Below are 22,446 nucleotides of genomic sequence, written 5' to 3' on the forward strand. Positions count from 1 at the left end.
GTGGCGAAGACAGCACTGAAGGTCAAGCAGGCCCGGACGCCGAAGTTCGCGGTGCGCGGTTACACCCGCTGCCAGCGCTGCGGCCGGCCGAAGGCGGTCTTCCGCAAGTTCGGCCTGTGCCGGATCTGCCTGCGGGAGATGGCGCACCGGGGCGAGCTGCCCGGTGTGACCAAGTCCAGCTGGTGACCGTCTCCACCCCGGAACGTTTCTCCCTTCATCATCTAGTCACCGTAGGTCGCCGGCCGGCGAAACCACGGCGGGAAAGAGGCCCCAGGCCATGACAATGACCGACCCGATCGCAGACATGCTGACGCGTCTGCGCAACGCCAACCAGGCGTACCACGAGTCGACCTCGATGCCGTACAGCAAGATCAAGCAGGGCATCGCCGACATCCTCCAGCAGGAGGGCTACATCTCCTCCTACAAGGTCGAGGAGCCCAAAGAGGGCGCTGTCGGCAAGACCCTGATCGTCGACCTCAAGTTCGGCCCGACCCGGGAGCGCTCCCTTGCGGGCGTTCGGCGGATCTCGAAGCCGGGCCTGCGGGTCTACGCGAAGTCGACCAACCTGCCGAAGGTCCTCGGTGGCCTGGGTGTCGCGATCATCTCGACCTCCCAGGGACTGCTGACCGACCGTCAGGCCAAGAACAAGGGCGTTGGCGGGGAAGTCCTCGCCTACGTCTGGTGACGAAGAACCGGAAGGAGGACCACTCTCATGTCTCGCATCGGTAAGCTCCCGATCTCGGTCCCGTCCGGCGTCGACGTCACGATCGACGGCCAGACGGTCACCGTCAAGGGTCCCAAGGGTCAGCTCACGCACGTCGTCGCTGAGCCCATCGTGGTCGGCAAGGACGAGGACGGCACGATCGCCGTCAGCCGTCCGGACGACCAGCGCAAGAGCAAGGAACTGCACGGCCTGTCCCGCACACTGATCGCCAACCTGGTGACCGGCGTGACGGACGGCTACGAGAAGAAGCTCGAGATCGTCGGCGTCGGGTACCGCGTCCTGTCCAAGGGACCGACCCAGCTGGAGTTCTCGCTCGGGTACAGCCACACGATCACCGTGGACGCCCCCGAGGGCATCACGTTCAACGTCGAGGCCCCGACCCGTTTCTCGGTCATCGGGATCGACAAGCAGTCGGTCGGCGAGGTCGCTGCCAACATCCGCAAGCTGCGCAAGCCCGAGCCGTACAAGGGCAAGGGTGTGCGGTACGCCGGCGAGCAGGTCCGCCGCAAGGTCGGAAAGGCTGGTAAGTAACCATGGCGATCGGACTGCGTCACAACAAGCACTCCGCCAAGAAGACGGCGTCGCGTCTGCGCCGCCAGATCCGCGTCCGGAAGAAGATCAACGGTACGCCGGACCGGCCGCGCCTGGTGGTCACCAAGTCGGCGAAGCACCTGTTCGTTCAGGTCATCGACGACGTGGCCGGCAAGACCCTGGTCTCCGCCTCCACCATGGAGGCCGACCTGCGCGGTGCGTCGGACAACAAGACCGACAAGGCCAAGACCGTCGGCGGCCTGATCGCCGACCGGGCGAAGGCCGCGGGCATCGAGGCGGTCGTCTTCGACCGCGCCGGGAACAAGTACCACGGACGGATCGCGGCCCTGGCCGACGCCGCTCGTGAGAACGGGCTCGGTTTCTGATGGCGACACACAAGGAAGAAGGTAGTTCGAAATGAGCGGAGGCCAGCAGCGTCGCGGAGGCGGCGCCGGTGGTGAGCGCCGCGGCCGCGACGGTGGTCGCGGTCAGGCAGCTGACAAGACCGCCTACATCGAGCGCGTGGTAGCCATCAACCGTGTGGCCAAGGTCGTGAAGGGTGGTCGTCGCTTCAGCTTCACCGCCCTCGTGGTCGTCGGCGACGGCGAAGGCACCGTCGGTGTGGGTTACGGCAAGGCCAAGGAGGTGCCCGCGGCGATCGCCAAGGGTGTCGAGGAGGCCAAGAAGTCGTTCTTCAAGGTGCCGCGGATCCAGGGCACCATCCCGCACCCGGTCCAGGGCGAGAAGGCCGCAGGCGTTGTCATGCTGCGTCCGGCCGCTCCCGGTACCGGTGTGATCGCGGGTGGCTCGGCGCGCGCCGTACTGGAGTGCGCCGGGATCCACGACATCCTCAGCAAGTCGCTGGGTTCCTCCAACGCGATCAACGTGGTGCACGCCACGGTGGCCGCGCTGCAGGCCCTGGAGACCCCGGAGGCCGTGGCCGCACGTCGTGGCCTGCCGGTCGAGCACGTCGCTCCGGCAGCGCTGCTGAAGGCGCGGGCGGAGGTGGCTTCCTGATGGCACGCTTGAAGGTGACCCAGACCCGTTCGGGCATCGGTGGCAAGCAGAACCAGCGCGACACCCTGCGCACCCTGGGCGTCAAGCGGATCGGCGACAGCGCCGTCCACGAGGACCGTCCCGAGGTTCGCGGCATGGTCCGCGCGGTTCGCCACCTCATCACCGTCGAGGAGGTCGACTGACATGGCGCTGAAGGTTCATCACCTGCGTCCGGCGCCCGGTGCCAAGACCGCCAAGACCCGTGTGGGTCGTGGTGAGGGCAGCAAGGGCAAGACCGCCGGTCGCGGTACCAAGGGCAGCAAGGCCCGGAACAACATCCCCGAGTACTTCGAGGGTGGCCAGATGCCGCAGCACATGCGGCTCCCGAAGCTGAAGGGCTTCAAGAGCAGGAACCGAGTGGAGTTCCAGGTCGTTAACCTGGACAAGCTCGGACAACTGTTCCCCGAAGGTGGAGAGGTCGGCGTAGCCGAACTCGTCGCCAAGGGCGCGGTCCGTCGTGGTCAGCCGGTGAAGGTGCTGGGTGACGGCGAACTGACCGTCGCCCTGCAGGTCTCGGCGCACAAGTTCTCGAAGTCGGCTCTGGACAAGATCCAGGCCGCCGGGGGGACCACCACCGAGGTGTGACATGCGGTCCAGGGCTCGTAACGCCCGGTGCTTGATACTCTGCACCGGTCGGACGGGCCCTGGTTCGTCTCTTGCCCGGCTGCTATGCCAGACCCTTGCCCTGCCCGGGGCAGAGGAAACATGTGGGAGGACAGGGTGTTAGGCGCCTTTGCCAACGCGTTCAAGACTCCGGACCTGCGCCGGAAGATCTTGTTCGTGCTCTTCATCGTCGTGATCTTCCGGATCGGCTCCGTCGTGCCGGCCCCCGGCGTGAACGTCCAGTCGCTGCACACGTGTATCAAGGGGACCCAGACTGGCACCAACGCCAATCTGTACAACTTGATCAACCTGTTCTCCGGCGGCGCACTGCTCCAGCTCGCGATCTTCGCGCTGGGCATCATGCCGTACATCACCGCCAGCATCATCCTGCAGCTGCTCACCGTGGTGATCCCGCGGCTGGAGTCGCTGAAGAAGGAAGGCCAGGCGGGCCAGTCGAAGATCACCCAGTACACCCGGTTCCTGACCGTCGGACTGGCGATCCTGCAGTCGACGGCCTTCGTGGCGCTCGCCCGGACCCCGGGCCGGCTGTTCCAGGGCTGCACCGAGCCCCTGCTGTACAAGGACGACTGGTTCCACGTCACCGTGATGGTGCTGACCATGACCGCCGGTACCGGCGTGATCATGTGGCTGGGTGAGCTGATCACCGACCGTGGTGTCGGTAACGGGATGTCGATCCTGATCTTCACCCAGATCGTCGCCACCTTCCCGACCAACCTGTGGAGCATCCGGAAGACGAAGGGTTTCGCGACCTTCTTCATCGTGATCGCCGTCGGTCTGGTGATCATGGCCGCGGTCATCTTCATCGAACAGGCGCAGCGCCGGATCCCGGTGCAGTACGCCAAACGGATGGTCGGCCGCAAGATGTTCGGCGGTACCTCCACCTACATTCCCCTGAAGGTGAACCAGGCCGGCGTCATCCCGGTCATCTTCGCCTCCAGCCTGCTGTACCTCCCGGTGCTTGTCAGCCAGTTCCAGGCCGACAAACCCTGGGCGATCTGGATCCAAGGGAACCTGGTCAAGGGCGACCACCCCATTTACATGGCTACGTACGTCGCCTTGATCCTGTTCTTCACCTACTTCTACGTCTCGATCACCTTCAACCCGAAGGAAGTCGCGGACAACATGAAGAAGTACGGCGGCTTCATCCCGGGCATCCGGGCCGGTCGGCCGACCGAGGAATACCTGGCGTACGTGCTGAACCGCATCACCTTGCCGGGTGCCATCTACCTGGCCGTGCTGTCGCTGATTCCGCTGATCGCGCTGGTCCTGGCCGGCGCGAACCAGAACTTCCCCTTCGGTGGTACGTCGATCCTGATCATGGTCGGCGTGGGCCTGGACACGGTGAAGCAGATCGAGTCTCAGCTGCAGCAACGCAACTACGAAGGGTTCTTGCGCTGATGAGACTGTTGCTGATGGGTCCGCCCGGGGCGGGCAAGGGCACGCAGGCAAAGGTGCTTGCGGAACGCCTGAATATCCCGGCCGTGTCCACCGGCGACATCTTCCGAGCGAACGTGAAGGACGAGACGCCGCTCGGGCTCGAAGCCAAGCGCTTCATGGATGCCGGGGACTACGTCCCCGACGAGGTCACCAACGCGATGGTGCGGGACCGGTTGTCGGAGGCCGACGCCGGTGACGGGTTCCTGCTCGACGGGTACCCGCGCACCCTCGCCCAGGTGGGCACGCTGGACGACATCCTGGCCGAGCACGGCCACAAGCTGGACGCGGTGGTGGCGCTGGTCGCCGACATCGACGTGCTGGTGGACCGGATGTCCAAGCGCGCCCACACCGACGGCCGCACGGACGACTCCGAAGAGGTCATCCGGCACCGGCAGGACGTGTACGCCGCCGAGACCAAGCCGCTGCTGGCCGTCTACGGCCAGCGCGACCTGCTGGTCGAGGTGGACGGCGTCGGCGAGATCGACGAGGTCAGCGAGCGCGTCATCGCCGCGCTCAAGTCCCTGACCGACTGAAGCGGAATGATCTGCTGTGATTTTTAAGGACCGCGGGATCGAGATCAAGACCCGCGAACAGATCCTCGCCATGCGAGCGGCCGGCCTGGTGGTCGGCCGCACGCTGGAGCTGCTCCGCGAGGCGGTCAAGCCCGGGATCAGTACCGGCGAGCTCGACGCGATCGCCGAGGACACCATCCGGTCCGCCGGCGCCACCCCGTCGTTCAAGGGCTACCACGGCTTCACCGGGTCGATCTGCGCCTCGGTGAACGACGAGATCGTGCACGGCATCCCGGGCGAGCGAGTGCTCGCCGAGGGCGACCTGATCTCGATCGACTGTGGTGCGATCGTGGCCGGGTGGCACGGCGACGCCGCGATCACGGTGCCGGTCGGCACGGTCGGCGACGACCTGCTCGAGCTGGCCCGGATCTGCGAGGAGTCGATGTGGCGGGGCTTCGCCGCGGCGAAGCTCGGTGGCCGGCTGACCGACATCTCGGCCGCGGTCGAGGCCCACGTGCGCGCCAACTCGTCGTACGGGATCGTCGAGGACTTCGTCGGGCACGGGATCGGGTCGGCGATGCACCAGCCGCCGAACGTGCCGAACTTCGGCAAGGCCGGGCGTGGCCCGAAGCTGGTCGAGGGTCTGGCGCTGGCGGTCGAGCCGATGCTGACGCTGGGCAAGCAGGACAATCACACGCTCGACGACGACTGGACCGTGGTGACCGACGACGGTCGCGCGGCCGCTCACACCGAGCACACGTTCACTCTCACTCCGCAAGGTCCCTGGGTGCTGACGTCGCTGGACGGCGGTGCGGCCAAGCTGGCCGAGCTCGGCGTCACCTGCGGCGCGCTCGCGGACTGAGGCTGTCAGCCAGTACGACGATGCGCCGCGTCCGTCCATCGGGGGACGCGGCGGCCCTGGGCCTGAGGCACACTTGAGGCATGTCCCAGTACCAGCCGTACCAGCGATTCACCGAAGCCGACCGCGAGAAGATCGCCGGGCGGCTGCGGGACGCGTTCGCCGACGGCCGGCTGGATCAGACCGAGTTCTCGTCGCGGCTCGACAAGCTCTACGCCGTGCAGACGTACGGCGAGCTGGAGCCGCTGGTGCGCGACCTGCCGCCGACGAAGACGTACCAGACGCCTGCTGTCGTTCAGGATCAGAAGCCGGCCCCTGCGCCGGGGGAGTTCCCGACGAAGGAGGTGCAGCGGCGCCGTAACGGCGGGATGCTGGCGCTGGGTGGTGGTTTCACCGGTGTCCTGGGGATCTGCGTGCTGGTCTGGTTCGTGACCGGGCTCGCGCATGGCGCGAAGTTCGGGAACTTCTGGCCGGTGTGGCTGCTGATCCCGTGGGGGATCATCGCGTTGGGCAACCTCGGAAAGCGCCGTTGACCCGGCCGCTCCGGCCGGCCCTGGCCTGGCAGCTGCGGCAGGGATCCGTGCTCGTCTACGTGATCTGGTTCGGCGTCGCCGTACCGCTGGTGATCGTCGGGTTGCTGGTCGAACCGCGCTGGGTGGGCTGGATCATGCTTGCCTGGTTCGCGGTGCTGCTGGTGTTCACGCTCGCGATGCGGCGGGCCGACGTACGGCTTCAGAAGGCTTGGGCACGGGCGGCCGGGGAGCTCGGCTGGCGGATCTCCGCGGCTGGGCCGGAGGTGGCGGAGCGCTGGCCGTTCCCGCCGTTCGATGCGGATCCGCAGGCCGGGGTGGCCGAGGTGACCACCGGCCGGCACCGCGGCCGGGAGTTCGTCGCCGGTGAGTTCCGGCACCGCGTCCGGCGTCGCAACCTTGGCTTCGACTTCCTTGATCTGCAGGTCGACCGCCCGCTCCCGCCGCTGCAGGTCCTGCCGGCCGGGCTGGGATCGGTCGCGGCCGCCAGTCTGTTGCCACTGCGTCTGGAGGTCGCCGGGCTGCCCGGTCGCTACGACCTCTTCAACGGTCGTGAGGACCACGCTCAGGCGCTCCTGCACCCCGGTGCGGTCGAGGTGCTCACCGGCGTCGCGCCCTTCGGCTTCAGTTGCGAGGGACGCCGGTTCGTGGCGATCTTCCCGGCGTACCGGGACACCACCACAGCGCTCGCCCAGCTCGATGCCGCCTGCGATCTCCTCGACCTGATGCCCGAGCAGTTGTGGCGCGAGGGCGAGCAGTGGGCAGCTACTAAGTCGTCCTGAGCAACCTGATCAGGGCGGCCGAGTCCTCGTCGCCATGACCAGTGGCAACAGCCTTCTGGAGCAGGTCACCCATCGGCGTCATCAGCAAGGGATCGACTCCTTGCGCGACGGACGTGTCGATCAGGTTGTGGTACGCCGTTGCCTGCATGGCGAGGTTGGATCCAGCGGTACCGGACTCCGGTGGATCGTCGAGGTCGGCCGCGATCCGCGGGACCGAGCCCAGCATCGCGGTCAGCCAGGGAACCAGCAGTTGCCGGGTGAACTCGACGGCCGGGATATCGGCGCTCTGCATCAAGGCGAGTGCGTGCTCGGCACCGCCGAACATGCCGTACATCGCACTCAGCAGGGCGATGTCGTACAGGGCGGCCAGGCCGGCGTCAGCACCGACGTACAAAGGACGAGCCAGTACGGCGAGGTCAGCCTCGTGCTGTTTGAACGCCGTGCTGTCACCGCTGTAGAGGATGAAGGCGTTCGGGCCGCCGATCATCGCGGGGACGGCCATGATGCCGCCGTCCAGGTACGACGCTCCGCGGAGGGATGTTTCGAGGGCGCGCGCCTGGTCCGGGGTGCTGTTGGTGAGGTTGACGACCACCTTGCCGGTGAGGTCGACGCCCTCGAGGGTGTCGTGGACTGTGGCGTCGACGAGTAGGCAGACGACCACGAGCGGGCTGGCGGCGACCGCCTCGGCGGCGGTGGCGGCGCGGGTGACGCCTTCGAGTTCGGGGGAGCGGCCGGGGGTGCGGTTCCAGACGGTGGTCGGGTGGCCGGCGGCCAGAAAGGTCCGGGCGAGGGCTGTCCCCATCGCGCCCAGGCCGAGAACGGTGACTGGTGTCTTCATGTCCGCAACCCTGCCGCTGGGGCTGCGGGACGGACAAGTACCCACTAACTTGTTGGGTACTAACCGATTGGTAAGTATGGTTGGTTCAGGGCCGATTGGGTTTCGGGTGTGGTAGTGACGTACACTCGGTTGTTGGCTCTTTTGGAGCCGTAGTCAGTCACGTCTACGAATGTGTTCCATCTACAGAAGTGCGAGGACATGCCCAAAAAAGAGGGAGTTATCGAACTCGAGGGCACCATCGTCGAGGCCCTGCCGAACGCGATGTTCCGTGTTGAACTGTCCAATGGGCACAAGGTGCTCGCGCACATCAGCGGCAAGATGAGGCAGCACTACATCCGGATCCTCCCCGAGGACCGGGTTGTCGTGGAGCTGTCGCCGTACGACCTCACCCGGGGTCGCATCGTCTATCGGTACAAGTAACACGACCACCAACACCTGTCGAAGAAAGAAGCTCGATGAAGGTCAATCCGAGCGTCAAGAAGATCTGCGACAAGTGCAAGGTGATCCGCCGTCACGGCCGGGTCATGGTGATCTGCGAGAACCCGCGGCACAAGCAGCGGCAGGGCTGAAAAGCTCAGTTCGAGCAGCACGGCACTTTCGCACCACAGCGCGCATGCTCGTCCAGCACCGGTAACACGCTGGACGCTGCCCCCGGAACAGAGGCCGGGGCCTTGCCGGTGAGCACCACTGACACCGAGGCGGGCAAGGACGCAGCGCGCCACCACACCTCTGCCGACGAAAGGATCACCGCCACATGGCACGCCTCGTAGGAGTCGACCTGCCGCGCGACAAGCGCATCGAGGTCGCACTCACCTACATCTTCGGAGTAGGCCGCACCCGCGCCCTCAAGACGCTCGAAGCCACCGGGATCTCCGGTGACAAGCGCGTCCACGAGCTGGGCGACGACGAGCTGGTCAAGCTTCGCGACTGGATCGAAGGCAACTACCAGATCGAAGGTGACCTCCGCCGTGAGGTCACCGCGGACATCCGCCGCAAGATCGAGATCGGGTCGTACCAGGGCCGCCGGCACCGCAGCGGTCTGCCGGTGCGCGGTCAGCGCACCAAGACGAATGCCCGCACCCGCAAGGGTCGCAAGAAGGCAATCGCCGGCAAGAAGAAGAAGTGACCCGGATGACCCTCGATTTTGCCAGGAGTATCTGACTTATGCCTCCCAAGAGCCGCACCGCGGCCGGCGCGAAGAAGGTGCGCCGCAAGGAGAAGAAGAACGTGGCCGCCGGCCACGCGCACATCAAGAGCACGTTCAACAACACGATCGTGACGATCACCGACCCGACCGGCGCGGTCATCTCGTGGGCCTCCGCGGGAACCGTCGGCTTCAAGGGTTCGCGCAAGTCCACCCCGTTCGCCGCGCAGATGGCCGCCGAGGCTGCCGGACGCCGCGCGATGGAGCACGGCATGCGCAAGATCGACGTGTTCGTGAAGGGTCCCGGCTCCGGCCGTGAGACCGCGATCCGTTCGCTGGGTGCCGTCGGCCTCGAGGTCGGCACCATCCAGGACGTCACCCCGACCGCTCACAACGGCTGCCGCCCTCCCAAGCGGCGCCGGGTCTGACCCAGAGAGAGGCAGGTAACTAACAATGGCCCGTTACACCGGACCCATGACCAAGAAGTCGCGCCGTCTCGGGGTCGACCTCGTCGGTGGCGACAAGGCGTTCGAGCGTCGTCCGTACCCCCCGGGTATGCACGGCCGCGGCCGTCCGAAGGAGAGCGAGTACCTGCTCCAGCTGCGCGAGAAGCAGAAGGCCCGCTTCTCGTACGGCGTTCTGGAGAAGCAGTTCCGCCGGTACTACGAGGAGGCCTCGCGGCGCTCCGGCAAGACCGGTGACAACCTGCTGATCATCCTGGAGTCCCGCCTCGACAACGTGGTCTACCGCTCGGGCCTGGCCCGGACGCGTCGGCAGGCCCGTCAGCTCGTGACGCACGGACACTTCACGGTGAACGGCATCAAGGTGAACATCCCGTCGTACCGGGTCTCCGCCCACGACATCATCGATGTCAAGGCGAAGTCGGTCGAGACGACGCCGTTCATCATCGCCCGGGAGACGCACGCCGAGCGTGTGGTCCCGGCCTGGCTCGAGGTCATGCCGGAGCGTCTGCGCATCCTCGTCCACCAGCTGCCGACCCGGCAGCAGATCGACACCCAGGTCTCCGAGCACCTGATCGTCGAGCTCTACTCGAAGAACTGACCCGGTTCCGGCCGGTGGCTTCGGCCGCCGGCCGGATCGGTGTTCTTCAGCCACTCGCGGCCTCAAATAGTGGTCGTCGCGAAACAGTGAAGGAACACGAAGTTGCTTATCGCACAGCGTCCCACCCTGACCGAAGAGGTCGTCGACGAGCACCGTTCGCGGTTCGTCATCGAGCCGTTGGAGCCGGGTTTCGGCTACACCCTCGGTAACTCGATCCGCCGGACCCTGCTGTCGTCCATCCCGGGCGCGGCCGTCACCAGCATCAAGGTCGACGGTGTCCTGCACGAGTTCTCGACCGTCGCCGGGGTGAAGGAAGACGCCACCCAGCTGATCCTGAACCTCAAGGACCTGGTCGTCTCCTCCGAGCACGACGAGCCGGTCACCATGTACCTGCGCAAGCAGGGCCCCGGTGACGTCACCGCCGCGGACATCGCGCCGCCGGCCGGTGTCGAGGTGCACAACCCGGACCTGAAGATCGCCACCCTGAACGAGAAGGGCCGGCTCGAGATGGAGCTGGTCGTGGAGCGCGGCCGCGGTTACGTGTCCGCGATCCAGAACAAGTCCGCGGACGCCGAGATCGGCCGGATGCCGGTCGACTCGATCTACTCCCCGGTCCTCAAGGTCACCTACAAGGTCGAGGCGACCCGTGTCGAGCAGCGCACCGACTTCGACCGCCTCGTGGTCGACGTCGAGACCAAGCCGTCGATGCTGCCCCGCGACGCCGTCGCGTCGGCCGGTAAGACGCTGGTCGAGCTGTTCGGCCTGGCCCGCGAGCTGAACGTCGAGGCCGAGGGCATCGACATCGGCCCGTCGCCGGTGGACGAGCAGATGGCCGCCGACCTGGCCCTGCCGGTCGAGGACCTGCAGCTGACCGTCCGGTCGTACAACTGCCTCAAACGTGAGGGCATCCACACCGTGGGTGAACTGATCTCGCGCAGCGAGCAGGACCTGCTGGACATCCGCAACTTCGGCTCCAAGTCGATCGACGAGGTCAAGCTGAAGCTGGCCGAGATGGGCCTGTCGCTGAAGGACTCGCCTCCCGGCTTCGACCTGCGTGCGGCCGCCGAGGCCTACGGCACGGAGTCCGAGGACGACGACGAGAGCTTCGCCGAGACCGAGCAGTACTGACACCCACCCCGGGCCATCTTCGGCCTGAATCCTTCTGGAGTAAGAGATGCCTACCCCCACCAAGGGTGCCCGGCTGGGCGGCAGCCCGGCGCACGAGAAGCTGATCCTCAGCAACCTCGCGACGTCGCTGTTCGAGCACGGCGCCATCACCACCACCGCGGCCAAGGCCAAGCGCCTGCAGCCGCTGGCCGAGTCGATGATCACCAAGGCCAAGCGCGGCGACCTGAACTCGCGCCGCCAGGTGATGAAGCGGATCCGGGACAAGAGCGTCGTGCACGTGCTCTTCACCGAGATCGGCGAGCGCTACGCCGACCGTCCGGGTGGTTACACCCGCATCATCAAGCTCGGCCCGCGCAAGGGTGACAACGCGCCGATGGTGAAGATCGAGCTGGTCGAGGCACTGAGCGACGCCAAGAAGACCGCGAAGAAGGCTCCGGCCAAGAAGGCCGCGGCTCCGAAGGCGGAAGAGGCCCCGGTCGCCGAGGTCCAGGACGAGAAGGTCCAGGACGTCGTCGCCGGCAAGTTCGAGAACTCGGCGGCTCCGCTGGCCGACGACTCGGCGCCGGAGGGCTACACCATCAAGGGCAACGAGAACTCGATGAAGTACCACACCACCGAGTCGCCCTGGTACGACCAGACGGTCGCCGAGGTCTGGTTCAAGACCGAAGAGGACGCCGCCGCCGCGGGCTTCGCCAAGGCCGGCGAGACCGACGACGACAAGTAAGTCTCAGCTGTTCTGACAGCGCCCCCACACTTCAGGGTGTGGGGGCGCTGTTGCGTTAGATTGACGTGTGCGTTGGCGGATTGACCTCAGGTACGACGGGACGGCCTTTCATGGCTGGGCTCGTCAGGATGGTCTCCGGACCGTGCAGGGCTCGTTGGAGGACGCGCTCCAGACCGTGCTGCGGTTGCCCGAGCGGCTGGCCGTGACGTGCGCCGGCCGGACAGACACCGGCGTACATGCTCGTGGGCAGGTCACGCACTTCGACCTGGAAGCCGCTGTAGAGCCGCACAGGCTCTTGAGAGCGCTGAACGGCGTCCTGCCCGCAGATGTGGTTGTTACGGGCGTGACGGCGGCTCCAGAGGGATTTGACGCGCGGTTCTCCGCTCTCGCCCGCCGGTATGTCTACCGGTTGTGCGACGAGGCGGCCGCGTGGGATCCGCTGACCCGCGGGCATGTACTGCGGGTGCCTCGTCCGCTGGACGTGGAGCGCATGAACGCGGCCGCGGCTCAGCTGTTGGGAGAGCACGACTTCGCGGCGTTCTGCAAGAAGCGGGAGGGAGCCAGCACAGTGCGAGCCCTGCTGGACTTCTCGTGGCAGCGCACGGCCCCTGGGCTGTTGGAGGGCACTGTGATTGCAGATGCCTTCTGTCACTCGATGGTGCGGGCGCTGGTGGGGTCGATGCTTCCCGTGGGTGACGGTCGCCGTGAGGTCGACTGGCCGGGCGCAGTGCTCTCAGCTGGCGTCCGAGACTCGGCGGTGGCGGTGGTTCCTGCTCACGGGCTCACCTTGGAAGAAGTGCGGTATCCGGCGGACAACGAGCTGGCTGCCCGGGCCCTGGAGGCCAGGCACGTCAGGGGAGAGGTACACCAGCGTGGCTGACCACTACTTCGCGGCGGAGCCCGGTTCCGCCGACGTACGCCGTACTGTCACGGGCCGGATCTGGGGGCGGGAGTACTCGTTCACCACGGCGAGCGGTGTGTTCTCCCGGGACCGCCTGGACATCGGTACGTCGATCCTGCTGCGCGAGGTGGACGCACCGACCGGCTCGGGGACGTTCCTCGACCTGGGGACCGGCTACGGCCCGATCGCGTGTGCACTGGCGGTTGAGTCGAGTGCAGTGGTTTGGGCCGTCGATGTGAACACCAGGGCCCTGGAGCTGACCGCGGAGAACGCCAAGACCGCAGGGGTTGCAGACCGAGTGCACCCGGCGCTGCCGGACGACGTACCGGAGGGTCTGCTCTTCGACCAGATCTGGTCGAACCCGGCGATCCACATCGGCAAGCCCGAGCTGCACAAGATGTTGTTGCGTTGGCTTGCTCGCCTTGCGCCCGGCGGCGTGGCATGGTTCGTGGTCGGCAAGAACCTCGGCGGCGACTCGCTGCAGCGCTGGATGACCGAGCAGGGGTATCCCTGTGAGCGGGTCGGCAGTGCCAAGGGGTTCCGGGTACTGCGTGCAACGAACGCGGGTCCGGCGCCGTCCTGAGGGTATGGAGGCAGCCTTGGCGGCAGCAGCGGCACCGTCGTCGGAGTCGATCGACTTCGAGCAGTGGGTCACTCAGAAGGCCGATGCTCTGCTGCGCTTCGCCTACGTCCTCACCGGGGACAAGGCGCTGGCCGAGGACGCCGTCCAGGACGCCCTGACGACCGCCTGTGCCCGCTGGGCCCGGGTCAGCAAGGCTGACGACCCGGAGGCCTACGTGAAGCGGATGGTGGTGAACGCACACATCTCCTGGTGGCGGCGCTTCCGTCGCCGCGAGGCACCGGTCGAGGACCCCGTCCGTACGGCGCCCGCCGCACCGGACGGTACTGCGGCCAGAGCGGAGTCCGAGGCCGTCTGGGCGTTGTGCTCGACGCTGCCGGACAAACAGCGCGCAGCCGTCGTACTGCGCTTCTACGAAGAGCTTTCGTACGCCGAGATCGGTGTGCTGCTGCACTGCGCGGAGGCGACGGCCAGATCGCATGTGCACCGCGCACTGGCCGCACTGAAGACCACACTGAGCAAGGGAGGAGCCGAGAATGCCTGAGCACGATCCTGAGCAGGAGCTCGGCCCCAAGTTCACTTCGGCGTTCCAGAACCACGCGGACTCGACCGAGAGTCCACGTGCGCTTGGCCTGGTGGCTGAGGCCCGTCGGCGCGTTCGGCGCCGCAGGCAGGCTGTGATGTCCGGTGCTGCCGCAGTGCTGGTCGTCGTAGCGATCGGAGGCGTCTGGAATCTGCTGCCTGGCTCGTCGGGCTCGAACTCCGAGACCGCATCGAGTGCCGGAGACAGCCAGGACGACAAGAGCATTGGTGCGGTGCGGACTCCGGAGGGCATCGCGACCCAGCCGCCGTTGGCGCCCACGGGCTGTCCCGCGGCCCACCCGATCCTCAAGGCACCGGCGACGAACGCCGTACCGGCTGGGACTGGCCTGGATGTCAGTACGCCGGTGTCCGGTCTGCTGGCTTGCCGGTATGACCTCAAGGGCAGCGCACTGCTCGGCCAGCAGCAGTTCAGCCCGGCGGTCGCACAGCAGGTGGTCGACGCGATCAAGGTCCTCCCCGAGATGAACTCCGCGCTGCCGGTGTTCAAGTGCGCACCGCAGACTGCGCAGCCGAGTGAGGCGATCGTGCTGCGGTTCAGTACGGCGGCCGGCATCCGGGAGATCTGGGTGGAGTACACCGGCTGCAATACACCGGGCTTCTTCACCGGATCGCACACCTACGGCCTGTTCGCGGCACCCCTGAAGCTGTTCATGACCGGTCCGGTCCGTCCGGCCGGCAGCACGTACCTGGATGCCCTCAAGGGCTGGTGACGCGATATCCGTTCGCCTGCTGACGGGTCCGCCGGTCAGACTGGGGGAATGGGTCACGTAGAAGTCGCCGGCATCGGGTTCGAGCTGCCTGACGGGCGGGTGCTGCTGGACGACGTCACGTTCCGGGTGGGGGACGGTGCGAAGGTCGCACTGGTCGGAGCGAACGGTTCGGGCAAGACCACGCTGACCAAGATCATCGCGGGCGACCTGAAGCCGCACAGCGGGAGTGTCGCCCGCTCTGGCGGTCTCGGAGTGATGCGGCAGTTCGTCGGCTCGGTCCGGGACTCGTCCACCGTGCGGGACCTGCTGCTCGGCGTCGCCCCGCAGGCGATCCAGCAGGCGGCCGAGACGCTGGAGAAGGCCGAGCTGGCGATGATGGAGGCTGAGGACGAGAAGACCCAGCTGAAGTACGCCCAAGCGGTGTCGGACTGGGGTGAGGTCGGCGGCTACGACGCTGAGGTGCTCTGGGACGTCTGCACGATGGCTGCGCTCGGAGTGCCGTTCGACAACTGCCGCTGGCGTGAGGTGAAGACGCTGTCGGGTGGTGAGCAGAAACGCCTGGTGCTCGAGGCTCTGCTGCGCGGCCCGGACCAGGTGCTGATGCTGGACGAGCCGGACAACTACCTCGACGTACCGGCGAAGCGCTGGCTCGAGGAGCAGCTGCGCAGCAGCGACAAGACGGTGCTCTACATCAGCCACGACCGTGAGCTGCTGGCCAACACTGCGACCCGGATCATCACTGTCGAGCTCGGTGCGGCCGGCAACACCGCGTGGACGCATGGCGGTGGTTTCCGCACGTACCACGAGGCCCGGCAGCATCGCTTCGAGCGGTTCGAGGAGTTGCGCCGGCGCTGGGACGAGGAGCACGCGAAGCTCAAGGCTCTGGTGCTGATGTACAAGACGAAGGCGGCGTACAACGACGGCCTCGCTTCGCGCTACAAGGCCGCCCAGACCCGGCTGCGCAAGTTCGAGGAGATCGGCCCGCCGCAGGAGCTGCCGCGCGAGCAGAAGGTCAGCATGCGCCTGACCGGCGGCCGCACCGGCAAGCGGGCAGTGGTGGCCACCGGGCTCGAGCTGACCGGTCTGATGAAGCCCTTCGACGTAGAGGTCTGGTACGGCGAACGTGTCGCGGTACTGGGGTCCAACGGCTCGGGGAAGTCGCACTTCCTTCGCCTGCTGGCGAATGGCGGCACCGACCCGGACATCGAGCACCAGCCGATCGGTGAGGTCCCGATCGCTCCGGTCGCGCACTCCGGTGTGGTGAAGCTCGGTGCGCGCGTGCGGCCGGGGTGGTTCGCCCAGACCCACGAGCACCCGGAGCTGGTCGGCAAGACGCTGCTGGAGATCCTGCACCGCGGTGATGACCACCGGGACGGCATGGGGCGTGAGTTGGCCTCTCGCAAGCTGGACCGCTACGAGCTGGCGCACGCCGCCGAGCAGACCTTCGACAGCCTCTCCGGCGGTCAGCAGGCGCGTTTCCAGATCCTCCTGCTGGAGCTGTCCGGAGCGACCCTGCTGCTGCTCGACGAGCCCACCGACAACCTGGACGTCGAATCCGCCGAGGCTCTCGAAGAGGGCCTGGACTCCTTCGACGGCACGGTGCTGGCCGTCACCCACGACCGCTGGTTCGCCCGCGGCTTCGACCGTCACCTCGTCTTCGGTGCCGATGGCACCGTCTACGAGTCCGACGAGCCGGTCTGGGATGAAGGTCGTGTGCAGCGGGCTCGCTGAGCCTTACAGTCTTGGGATGACAGGCGAGCTCGCCGCCCAGTGGGTCCGTGCAGTTGTGCCGAGCTGGATCTACCGGTGGCTGATGCCGGTGGGCTGGCTCGGCGCGGTGGTGGCGTCGGCGGTTGCCACCGGCCGCTGCTCCGTCACGGACCCCACAGTGTGTGGACCGGACCAGGCGTTCTCACTGGCGATGATTCTCTGCATCGCGTCGCTCCTCCTGTGGTGGTGGCAGCCGATCCTGGCTGCAGCTGCAGGCATGCTGTTCGCCGTCTGCGACCACGAGCTGGCTGACGCTGCGGGCGCACAGACCGCCTGGACGGTCTACGCCATTCTCTGCGCCCTAATGTTCGGCTGGCTCGTCGTCAGTCGCGTGCGGCAACGCAGCCTGGTTTCGGGGCTGCCGCGGCGCCAGGTGAGCATTCCGGCGGCAGAGCGGGTCGGCCTGTCCATCAGGCTGCTGGCGGCCGGCGTACTGATCGTGGTCGGTGTCGCTGCGCTGTTCGTGATGCGTTGGCAGGACCACCGCGAGGACGTGCATGTACGGCGTGCTGTCGCGCAGACCGCGGTCGTCGAGAGCCAGACCAAGGACGGGGACCTGGTCCTCCAGTTGCCGGACGGCAGCAAGCGCACGGTCACCATGTCCGACGACTACGCCATCGGTGCGGAGATCCCAGTCCTCGTTGACCCCGCGGATACCGGCTGGATCCGGGCGCGTGCCGAACTGGCCGACAACACCCCCTGGTCCACCGCCGCGGGCAGTGCCTGGGTGCTGGCGCTCCTGCTCGTTGTGCGCGACCTGCAGCTCCGGAGGGCTCGACCGCGCCGCCTGTGGACCGGGCAGGGGTTGCCGGTTCGGATCGAGCCGGACGCCTCGGGAACCTTTGCGGTGCTGTCGGCCGACGGCGATGTACTGCTGGGGTTTCTCGGCCTCGAACTGGACGACGACGACCGTGATGCGGAGCTGTCCGAGGCGTTCGACGCGCTGGACGAGGAGGAGGACGAAGCACCCGGCCGGCTCCGGCGCGAGTGGGAGCGGACGCTCCAGAGGTACCGGAGCGAGGCACTGCTGGTCGGAGACCTTGCAGACGGCAGTTGGCCGACGATCGTGCTCACGGAGCAGGTGATGCGGCCGGCGAGTCCGTTCCGGGCGCCGCGTCGGGGGCTGCGCAGCGAGTCGTTCGAAGGACTGGCCGACAGCTGGGACGACGACGACGAGGACACCTCTGACGAGCCTGAAGAGATCGAGGCGGCTCAGGACCTGCCGGGGTTGCCGTGGACGGTTCCGCTGCAGCCTGAGCAGTGGTGGGAACGGCCTGCGTGGGTCGCGGCGCTGGTGCTGACGCCGGTTGCTGCGTGGGTGCTGCCGCTGTTGCTGGACGACAAGGTGCCCGGCGTCACGGCGGCTGTGCTGGGCGTCAATCTGGTGCACTTCGCGGGCAGCCAGGTGTTCTACCGGGTCATCGCCACGCCGTCCGAGGTACGGGTGCGCAGCGGGTGGTTCGAACGCAGTACACCGTGGCGGTCGGTCCGGTCGATCGACGTGACCAAGGACCGGCTGGATCTGGAAACGGCCGCCGATGAGTGGGTCGTCGTCGGTGGTGTTGCCACTGACCAGGTGCAGCAGGTGGCTGGCGTGTTTCAGGCCTTGCGGCAGCGGTCCGAGCCCGGACTCGCCAGCAGGAGGCTCTCGCCGCTCGCGGTGGTCGACGCCGTGCTGGTGGTCGTGTGTGTGGCAGTGCTGCTACTGACCTAGCCAGCCAGCGCGGTATGCGGCCCAGTGCTCGTCGGTGGCGGTGAAGTCGACGTACAGAGCCAGTCCGAAGTTCTGGCGGGGTGAATCGGCCAGTCCGAGCCGAGCACCGCGGACTGCTGCTGCGACGGTCTCTGCATGTCCCCAGTGCGACGGATTGCTTTCCCAGTAGGCAGGAAGGCCCATCAGGAGGTCCGTGCCCGGTGGGGTGACCTCTAGCGCCAGCTTGGTCTGCTTGGCGACATAGCCGCCGTACAAGGACTCCAGCGGCATGGCGGTGTCGTAGGACATCACTGCGATCTGGTTGACCCGTTCGGCGACCTGACGGAAGTAGTCCTGCGACCACCACTTGTCGATCGGGATCCGGTGCAGTTGCCAGAGCGGATCGATCTGGTGAGCCGCTACAGACAGCGGTGCACCCAGAGCACGCGTCTCATCCAGTACGGCGAGGTAGCCGCGTGACCCGGACCGTACCGGCTCGAAGTCGTAGTGGATGCCCTGAAACCCCTGTGCCAGCACGGCTTTCGCGGATGCGACCACCTGCTTGCGCACAGCCGCATCCTCAAGGTTCATGCCCGGGTTCTTCCCCGGCTGTACGACGTCGCCAAGCCAAGCCTGCACCCGTACGTCGGGTGCTGCCGCCCGCATCGCGGTCGTGAACCACTGGGCGCGTGGCGACACCTTGGCCAGCGCCAGTGTGCCGTCGTGCTCGAGGGGACCGGTGTGCACGTACAGGTCGCGGATGCCGGTGCCCTGCAGTTGTTTGGCCAGTGCGGTGACATCGGCCTGCGTCTTGCGGCCGTCGACCCAGGCATGGCCGAGCCAGAACGCGTCGTGGTTCCGCGTGCGGGCTGACGGCTCACCGTCGTACTGGATGCGGAGCGAGAGGGCGTAGGCGCCTAGCGGTACCGGGACGAGTAGTGCGAAGACCAGGAGGACCAGCAGGACAACCCTGCGCCGACGTCTCACGCAGCAGGGCGCAGACCGGCGTACACGAGGCCCAGCATCCGAGTCCGGACCTCGGGGTCGAGGTTCCGGGCAGTCGCGCCCCGGGACGCGCCGATCAGTAGCGCGTAGACCTCCGGCAGGCCGGCGTCACGCCGTACCGCGCCGACGCGCTGTGCCTCGGCCAGCAGGGAGCCGAACGCCTCCCGCAGTCCGGCGGCCGCCTTACGAGCGTCGTCGCCGGCTGCGATCCCAGCAGTGGTCAGTGCCTCGCCGATCGCGAGCTTGACCGCGGACTCCGCCACCACCTGGCTGAAGAACGCGTAGAAGGCCCGCCCGGCGTTCTCGCCGGACGCCAGGGTCAGAGCCTGGTTCCGCAACCGCTCCAGCCGCTGGGTGAGCACTGCCTCCAGCAGGTCCGTCTTGGTCGGGAAGTGCCGGAAAACGGTCGCGATCCCGACTCCCGCCAGCTTGGCGACCGCATCCGTCGAAGCGTTCGGCGACTGCCCGAACACCTCGTCAGCCGCCGTCAGAATTCGCGCCCGATTGTCCCTCGCGTCAGCTCGCACCCCAGACCCCTCTCCTCATGGCAACCCCCGTGCCTCAGATACAGAGACGCTCCACCGGACCTGTTTGGTTGTAACCGAAGTCGATTCTCCGGAACCCGGTCCGGTTCTAGGCTGCGCCCATGACTCCTGAAGAGGTCTTCCGGACGTTGGTCCACGGCGTCGCCGCCGGCCGGTACGCCGGACTTCCGGACCTGTACGCCGAACAGACCGACGTACGGCATCCGATGCATCCCGCCCGTCCCGGGCCGCTGCGGTCCCGGGCGGAGCTGCGCGCGCACTTCGGCGACGGCGGGCCGGATCCCGCCGTCCGGTTCGAGGCGGTGGACATCGTCGTGCACCAGACCGCGGATCCCGAGGTGATCGTCGGGGAGTTCGCGTACGCCGGAACCGCCGCGGCGACCGGGGAGACCTTCCACGTGCCGTGTGTGTTCGTGGTGCGGGTGCGGGACGGGGAGATCGTGGAGTCGCGGGACTACGTCGACCACGCGGCGATGGCGCAGGTTCGGGAACGGCTCGCGGAACCGGGCGCCACGGACGCTGCGTCGTAGCTCCAGAAGCGCAGAAACGGCCCCGGTCCCTGGCGATGAAGCCGGACCGGGGCCGTTCCCAATGCCCGACCGGGATGGTGGGGCGGGGAAGGTGGTGGAACTAGATCAGCGGTCGCCCATCGGGACGTACTGGACGCCCCGGGAGCCGGTGTAGATCTGCTTCGGACGCGCGATCTTCTGGTCGGTGTCGCCGAGCGACTCCGACCACTGCGCCAGCCAGCCCGAGGTCCGCGGGATGGCGAACAGCACGGTGAACATCTCCGGCGGGAACTGCAGGGCCTCGTAGATCAGGCCGGAGTAGAAGTCGACGTTCGGGTAGAGCTTGCGGGAGACGAAGTACTCGTCCTCCAGCGCGATCTTCTCCAGCTCGACGGCGATCTTCAGCAGCGGGTTGATCCCCGTCACCTCGAAGACGTCGTCGGCGGCCTTCTTGATGATCTTGGCGCGCGGGTCGTAGTTCTTGTAGACCCGGTGGCCGAAGCCCATCAGCCGCTCTTCACCGTTCTTGACGCCCTCGATGAACGAACCGACGTTCTCGACGGTGCCGATCCGGCGCAGCATCTTCAGCACCGCCTCGTTGGCGCCACCGTGCAGCGGGCCGTAGAGGGCGGCGATGCCACCGGTGACCGCGGAGTACGGGTCGACCTGGGTGGAGCCGATCGCGCGGACCGCGTTGGTGGACGCGTTCTGCTCGTGGTCGGCGTGCAGGATGAACAGGATCTCCAGCGCGCGCACCAGCCGGTCGTCGGCGGCGTACTTGGGCTCGCTCATCTTGAACAGCATCGAGAGGAAGTTGGCCGCGTAGCTGAGCTCGTTGTCCGGGTAGACGTACGGCTTGCCCTGCGCGTGCCGGAAGGAGAAGGCGCCCAGCGTCGGCATCTTGGCGATCAGCCGGCGGATCTGCAGCGCGCGGGACTCCTCGTCGAAGATCTCCCGCGACTCCGGGTAGAACGTGGACAGCGCGCCGACCGAGGCCAGCAGCATGCCCATCGGGTGCGCGTCGTACCGGAAGCCCTGCATGAAGGTCTTCAGGTTCTCGTGCACGAAGGTGTGATATGTCACGTCGTGCACCCAGGCTTCGTACTCCGCCTTGTTCGGCAGTGCACCGTTCACCAGCAGGTACGCCACCTCGAGGTAGTTCGACTGCTCGGCGAGCTGCTCGATCGGGTAGCCCCGGTACTCCAGGATGCCCTTGTCGCCGTCGATGAAGGTGACGGCGGACCGGGTCGAGGCGGTGTTGACGAAGCCGGGGTCGTAGGTGGCCAGGCCACCGTCTCCGTCGGTTGCGCTGATCTGCTTGAGATCTGCGGCACGGATGGTGCCATCGGTGATGGCAAGGTCGTAGTCCTTGCCGGTCCGGTTGTCCCGGACGGTGAGCGACTGTTCGGTCACGATGCCCTCTTCGGAAGCTGGCGTCATCGCCCGGGTGAGTGAGGGTGTATATCAGCCGGCGGGACGCGATTCGGACTGCAATCTTCACCGCTAAACTAGTGCGGTCCGCAGCTCCTTCCAAGCCGGGGTGCCCAAGCCGTCAGGTCTCACTTTGACCCCAGGTGGCGTACGCCGGTATTCTGGGCTGCTGTTGTGCGTTTCAGGTCCCGAAGAGGTTCAATCCTGTCGGCGGACCGCTCGCCGACGTACTTGATTTGTCAACCTCTGAGAAACGAAGGTCAACGACCGTGCGCACGTACAGCCCGAAGCCTGCGGACGTCACTCGCGAGTGGCACGTGATCGACGCTACCGATGTGACGCTCGGTCGGCTCGCCGTTCAGATCGCCACTCTTCTGCGCGGCAAGCACAAGCCGACGTACGCTCCCCACGTCGACGGCGGCGACTTCGTCGTCGTCATCAACGCCTCCAAGGTCTCCTTGTCCGGTAAGAAGCGCACCGACAAGCTGGCCTACCGCCACTCGGGTCACCCGGGTGGTCTGACGGCCACGCCGATCGGCGAGATCCTGGACAAGGACCCTCGCAAGGCCGTCGAGAAGGCTGTCTGGGGCATGCTCCCGAAGAACCGTCTCAGCCGGAAGCTGCTCACCAAGCTGAAGGTCTACGCCGGTCCGGAGCACCCGCACACGGCCCAGCAGCCGAAGCCGTTCGAGATCACCCAGATCGCCCAGTAAGCGATCGACGAGCCAGGTAAACGAGGATTTTCAGC

The 22,446-nt window shown here is 66.9% G+C and carries 30 protein-coding genes and 2 pseudogenes; 28 read left to right on the forward strand and 4 right to left on the reverse strand.

Annotated elements, in window-relative coordinates; genetic code table 11:
• From ACFVWG_RS02930 to ACFVWG_RS02985, 12 genes are all read left to right on the forward strand, one after another.
• A complete protein-coding gene (locus ACFVWG_RS02930) occupies positions 1-186 on the forward strand; it encodes a type Z 30S ribosomal protein S14 (RefSeq protein ID WP_132167346.1) in 186 nt (61 codons plus the stop codon).
• Positions 187-277: 91 nt separating this feature from the next.
• Complete coding sequence (gene rpsH / locus ACFVWG_RS02935) at positions 278-685, forward strand: 30S ribosomal protein S8 (protein WP_391541417.1); 408 nt, start codon at positions 278-280, stop codon at positions 683-685.
• Positions 686-712: 27 nt separating this feature from the next.
• Positions 713-1,255 carry a 50S ribosomal protein L6 gene (gene rplF / locus ACFVWG_RS02940; protein WP_391541418.1) on the forward strand — a complete coding sequence of 181 codons (543 nt, stop codon included), beginning with the start codon at positions 713-715 and terminating at the stop codon, positions 1,253-1,255.
• Between the two features lie 2 nt (positions 1,256-1,257).
• Positions 1,258-1,641, forward strand: a complete 384-nt coding sequence (gene rplR, locus ACFVWG_RS02945) for a 50S ribosomal protein L18 (protein ID WP_391541419.1) — start codon at positions 1,258-1,260, stop codon at positions 1,639-1,641.
• 31 nt (positions 1,642-1,672) lie between these two features.
• Entirely contained in the window at positions 1,673-2,272 is a 600-nt protein-coding gene (gene rpsE, locus ACFVWG_RS02950; RefSeq protein WP_391541420.1) for a 30S ribosomal protein S5, read from the forward strand.
• Positions 2,272-2,454, forward strand: a complete 183-nt coding sequence (rpmD, locus tag ACFVWG_RS02955) for a 50S ribosomal protein L30 (RefSeq protein WP_132167341.1) — start codon at positions 2,272-2,274, stop codon at positions 2,452-2,454. Before rpsE ends, rpmD begins: the two co-directional genes overlap by 1 nt.
• 1 nt (position 2,455) lies before the next feature.
• The gene (rplO, locus tag ACFVWG_RS02960; RefSeq protein ID WP_344144621.1) at positions 2,456-2,896 is read left to right on the forward strand and encodes a 50S ribosomal protein L15; all 441 of its coding nucleotides are present in this window, start codon (positions 2,456-2,458) and stop codon (positions 2,894-2,896) included.
• Positions 2,897-3,031: 135 nt separating this feature from the next.
• The gene (gene secY / locus ACFVWG_RS02965; protein WP_391541421.1) at positions 3,032-4,333 is read left to right on the forward strand and encodes a preprotein translocase subunit SecY; all 1,302 of its coding nucleotides are present in this window, start codon (positions 3,032-3,034) and stop codon (positions 4,331-4,333) included.
• Positions 4,333-4,905, forward strand: a complete 573-nt coding sequence (locus ACFVWG_RS02970) for an adenylate kinase (protein WP_391541422.1) — start codon at positions 4,333-4,335, stop codon at positions 4,903-4,905. The genes secY and ACFVWG_RS02970 overlap by 1 nt, the downstream gene beginning before the upstream one ends.
• A 16-nt stretch (positions 4,906-4,921) precedes the next feature.
• Positions 4,922-5,746 (forward strand): type I methionyl aminopeptidase, encoded by an 825-nt coding sequence (gene map, locus ACFVWG_RS02975; RefSeq protein WP_391541423.1) that lies wholly within the window; start codon positions 4,922-4,924, stop codon positions 5,744-5,746.
• 80 nt (positions 5,747-5,826) lie between these two features.
• Positions 5,827-6,276, forward strand: coding sequence for a DUF1707 domain-containing protein (locus ACFVWG_RS02980; RefSeq protein ID WP_391541424.1), 450 nt, complete (start codon positions 5,827-5,829; stop codon positions 6,274-6,276).
• Positions 6,273-7,055: a hypothetical protein gene (locus tag ACFVWG_RS02985; protein ID WP_391541425.1), complete on the forward strand. Its 783-nt coding sequence runs from the start codon at positions 6,273-6,275 to the stop codon at positions 7,053-7,055. Before ACFVWG_RS02980 ends, ACFVWG_RS02985 begins: the two co-directional genes overlap by 4 nt.
• On the opposite strand, the gene ACFVWG_RS02990 is transcribed toward ACFVWG_RS02985, so the two are convergent.
• Positions 7,042-7,893, reverse strand: coding sequence for an NAD(P)-dependent oxidoreductase (locus ACFVWG_RS02990; RefSeq protein ID WP_391541426.1), 852 nt, complete (start codon positions 7,891-7,893; stop codon positions 7,042-7,044). The two genes, ACFVWG_RS02985 and ACFVWG_RS02990, sit on opposite strands and share 14 nt — an antisense overlap.
• Positions 7,894-8,091: 198 nt before the next feature.
• Between ACFVWG_RS02990 and infA the strand changes: the two genes are divergently transcribed.
• From infA to ACFVWG_RS03060, 14 genes and pseudogenes are all read left to right on the forward strand, one after another.
• Entirely contained in the window at positions 8,092-8,313 is a 222-nt protein-coding gene (gene infA / locus ACFVWG_RS02995) for a translation initiation factor IF-1 (protein ID WP_012923661.1), read from the forward strand.
• A 35-nt stretch (positions 8,314-8,348) separates the two neighbouring features.
• Positions 8,349-8,462, forward strand: coding sequence for a 50S ribosomal protein L36 (gene rpmJ / locus ACFVWG_RS03000; protein WP_008361054.1), 114 nt, complete (start codon positions 8,349-8,351; stop codon positions 8,460-8,462).
• A 185-nt stretch (positions 8,463-8,647) separates the two neighbouring features.
• A complete protein-coding gene (rpsM, locus tag ACFVWG_RS03005) occupies positions 8,648-9,019 on the forward strand; it encodes a 30S ribosomal protein S13 (RefSeq protein ID WP_391541427.1) in 372 nt (123 codons plus the stop codon).
• A gap of 38 nt (positions 9,020-9,057) precedes the next feature.
• On the forward strand, positions 9,058-9,465 hold the full coding sequence (rpsK, locus tag ACFVWG_RS03010; protein WP_012923659.1) for a 30S ribosomal protein S11: 408 nt from the start codon (positions 9,058-9,060) through the stop codon (positions 9,463-9,465).
• Positions 9,466-9,490: 25 nt separating this feature from the next.
• On the forward strand, positions 9,491-10,099 hold the full coding sequence (gene rpsD / locus ACFVWG_RS03015) for a 30S ribosomal protein S4 (RefSeq protein ID WP_132402601.1): 609 nt from the start codon (positions 9,491-9,493) through the stop codon (positions 10,097-10,099).
• A 102-nt stretch (positions 10,100-10,201) separates the two neighbouring features.
• Positions 10,202-11,227 (forward strand): DNA-directed RNA polymerase subunit alpha, encoded by a 1,026-nt coding sequence (locus ACFVWG_RS03020; protein ID WP_132402598.1) that lies wholly within the window; start codon positions 10,202-10,204, stop codon positions 11,225-11,227.
• A 46-nt stretch (positions 11,228-11,273) separates the two neighbouring features.
• Positions 11,274-11,612: pseudogene (gene rplQ / locus ACFVWG_RS03025) on the forward strand (50S ribosomal protein L17); the annotation flags it as partial.
• Between the two features lie 168 nt (positions 11,613-11,780).
• Positions 11,781-11,951, forward strand: a pseudogene (locus ACFVWG_RS03030) (50S ribosomal protein L17); the annotation flags it as partial.
• Positions 11,952-12,018: 67 nt separating this feature from the next.
• Positions 12,019-12,831, forward strand: coding sequence for a tRNA pseudouridine(38-40) synthase TruA (gene truA, locus ACFVWG_RS03035; RefSeq protein WP_391541428.1), 813 nt, complete (start codon positions 12,019-12,021; stop codon positions 12,829-12,831).
• Positions 12,824-13,435: a class I SAM-dependent methyltransferase gene (locus tag ACFVWG_RS03040; RefSeq protein WP_391541429.1), complete on the forward strand. Its 612-nt coding sequence runs from the start codon at positions 12,824-12,826 to the stop codon at positions 13,433-13,435. The genes truA and ACFVWG_RS03040 overlap by 8 nt, the downstream gene beginning before the upstream one ends.
• Positions 13,436-13,439: 4 nt before the next feature.
• Positions 13,440-13,976: a SigE family RNA polymerase sigma factor gene (locus ACFVWG_RS03045; protein ID WP_391541430.1), complete on the forward strand. Its 537-nt coding sequence runs from the start codon at positions 13,440-13,442 to the stop codon at positions 13,974-13,976.
• The gene (locus ACFVWG_RS03050) at positions 13,969-14,745 is read left to right on the forward strand and encodes a hypothetical protein (RefSeq protein WP_391541431.1); all 777 of its coding nucleotides are present in this window, start codon (positions 13,969-13,971) and stop codon (positions 14,743-14,745) included. Before ACFVWG_RS03045 ends, ACFVWG_RS03050 begins: the two co-directional genes overlap by 8 nt.
• A 48-nt stretch (positions 14,746-14,793) precedes the next feature.
• Positions 14,794-16,476 (forward strand): ABC-F family ATP-binding cassette domain-containing protein, encoded by a 1,683-nt coding sequence (locus tag ACFVWG_RS03055; RefSeq protein ID WP_391541432.1) that lies wholly within the window; start codon positions 14,794-14,796, stop codon positions 16,474-16,476.
• A 16-nt stretch (positions 16,477-16,492) separates the two neighbouring features.
• Positions 16,493-18,229 (forward strand): hypothetical protein, encoded by a 1,737-nt coding sequence (locus ACFVWG_RS03060; protein WP_391541433.1) that lies wholly within the window; start codon positions 16,493-16,495, stop codon positions 18,227-18,229.
• Here the strand turns inward: ACFVWG_RS03060 and ACFVWG_RS03065 are convergent.
• Positions 18,218-19,195 carry a hypothetical protein gene (locus ACFVWG_RS03065; RefSeq protein WP_391541434.1) on the reverse strand — a complete coding sequence of 326 codons (978 nt, stop codon included), beginning with the start codon at positions 19,193-19,195 and terminating at the stop codon, positions 18,218-18,220. The genes ACFVWG_RS03060 and ACFVWG_RS03065 overlap by 12 nt on opposite strands.
• On the reverse strand, positions 19,192-19,740 hold the full coding sequence (locus tag ACFVWG_RS03070) for a TetR/AcrR family transcriptional regulator (protein ID WP_391541435.1): 549 nt from the start codon (positions 19,738-19,740) through the stop codon (positions 19,192-19,194). Before ACFVWG_RS03070 ends, ACFVWG_RS03065 begins: the two co-directional genes overlap by 4 nt.
• A gap of 119 nt (positions 19,741-19,859) precedes the next feature.
• Here ACFVWG_RS03070 and ACFVWG_RS03075 point away from each other — a divergent pair, with 119 nt between their 5' ends.
• A complete protein-coding gene (locus ACFVWG_RS03075) occupies positions 19,860-20,288 on the forward strand; it encodes a nuclear transport factor 2 family protein (protein WP_391541436.1) in 429 nt (142 codons plus the stop codon).
• Between the two features lie 105 nt (positions 20,289-20,393).
• Here the strand turns inward: ACFVWG_RS03075 and ACFVWG_RS03080 are convergent, their stop codons facing one another.
• Positions 20,394-21,680: a citrate synthase gene (locus ACFVWG_RS03080; protein WP_391541437.1), complete on the reverse strand. Its 1,287-nt coding sequence runs from the start codon at positions 21,678-21,680 to the stop codon at positions 20,394-20,396.
• Between the two features lie 287 nt (positions 21,681-21,967).
• On the opposite strand from ACFVWG_RS03080, the gene rplM reads away from it, so the two are divergent.
• A complete protein-coding gene (rplM, locus tag ACFVWG_RS03085; RefSeq protein ID WP_391541438.1) occupies positions 21,968-22,411 on the forward strand; it encodes a 50S ribosomal protein L13 in 444 nt (147 codons plus the stop codon).
• Positions 22,412-22,446: the final 35 nt, after the last annotated feature.

Origin of the sequence: Kribbella sp. NPDC058245 (genome assembly GCF_042882005.1) — a bacterium.
Taxonomy (GTDB): Bacteria; Actinomycetota; Actinomycetes; order Propionibacteriales; family Kribbellaceae; genus Kribbella.

Coding starts and splice junctions, on each gene's coding strand:
- rpsH (WP_391541417.1), top strand. CDS start 278: ATGACAATGACCGACCCGATCGCAGACATGCTGACGCGTCTGCGCAAC.
- rplF (WP_391541418.1), top strand. CDS start 713: ATGTCTCGCATCGGTAAGCTCCCGATCTCGGTCCCGTCCGGCGTCGAC.
- rplR (WP_391541419.1), top strand. CDS start 1,258: ATGGCGATCGGACTGCGTCACAACAAGCACTCCGCCAAGAAGACGGCG.
- rpsE (WP_391541420.1), top strand. CDS start 1,673: ATGAGCGGAGGCCAGCAGCGTCGCGGAGGCGGCGCCGGTGGTGAGCGC.
- rpmD (WP_132167341.1), top strand. CDS start 2,272: ATGGCACGCTTGAAGGTGACCCAGACCCGTTCGGGCATCGGTGGCAAG.
- rplO (WP_344144621.1), top strand. CDS start 2,456: ATGGCGCTGAAGGTTCATCACCTGCGTCCGGCGCCCGGTGCCAAGACC.
- ACFVWG_RS02970 (WP_391541422.1), top strand. CDS start 4,333: ATGAGACTGTTGCTGATGGGTCCGCCCGGGGCGGGCAAGGGCACGCAG.
- ACFVWG_RS02980 (WP_391541424.1), top strand. CDS start 5,827: ATGTCCCAGTACCAGCCGTACCAGCGATTCACCGAAGCCGACCGCGAG.
- ACFVWG_RS02990 (WP_391541426.1), bottom strand. CDS start 7,893: ATGAAGACACCAGTCACCGTTCTCGGCCTGGGCGCGATGGGGACAGCC.
- infA (WP_012923661.1), top strand. CDS start 8,092: ATGCCCAAAAAAGAGGGAGTTATCGAACTCGAGGGCACCATCGTCGAG.
- rpmJ (WP_008361054.1), top strand. CDS start 8,349: ATGAAGGTCAATCCGAGCGTCAAGAAGATCTGCGACAAGTGCAAGGTG.
- rpsM (WP_391541427.1), top strand. CDS start 8,648: ATGGCACGCCTCGTAGGAGTCGACCTGCCGCGCGACAAGCGCATCGAG.
- rpsK (WP_012923659.1), top strand. CDS start 9,058: ATGCCTCCCAAGAGCCGCACCGCGGCCGGCGCGAAGAAGGTGCGCCGC.
- rpsD (WP_132402601.1), top strand. CDS start 9,491: ATGGCCCGTTACACCGGACCCATGACCAAGAAGTCGCGCCGTCTCGGG.
- ACFVWG_RS03045 (WP_391541430.1), top strand. CDS start 13,440: ATGGAGGCAGCCTTGGCGGCAGCAGCGGCACCGTCGTCGGAGTCGATC.
- ACFVWG_RS03050 (WP_391541431.1), top strand. CDS start 13,969: ATGCCTGAGCACGATCCTGAGCAGGAGCTCGGCCCCAAGTTCACTTCG.
- ACFVWG_RS03055 (WP_391541432.1), top strand. CDS start 14,794: ATGGGTCACGTAGAAGTCGCCGGCATCGGGTTCGAGCTGCCTGACGGG.
- ACFVWG_RS03060 (WP_391541433.1), top strand. CDS start 16,493: ATGACAGGCGAGCTCGCCGCCCAGTGGGTCCGTGCAGTTGTGCCGAGC.
- ACFVWG_RS03075 (WP_391541436.1), top strand. CDS start 19,860: ATGACTCCTGAAGAGGTCTTCCGGACGTTGGTCCACGGCGTCGCCGCC.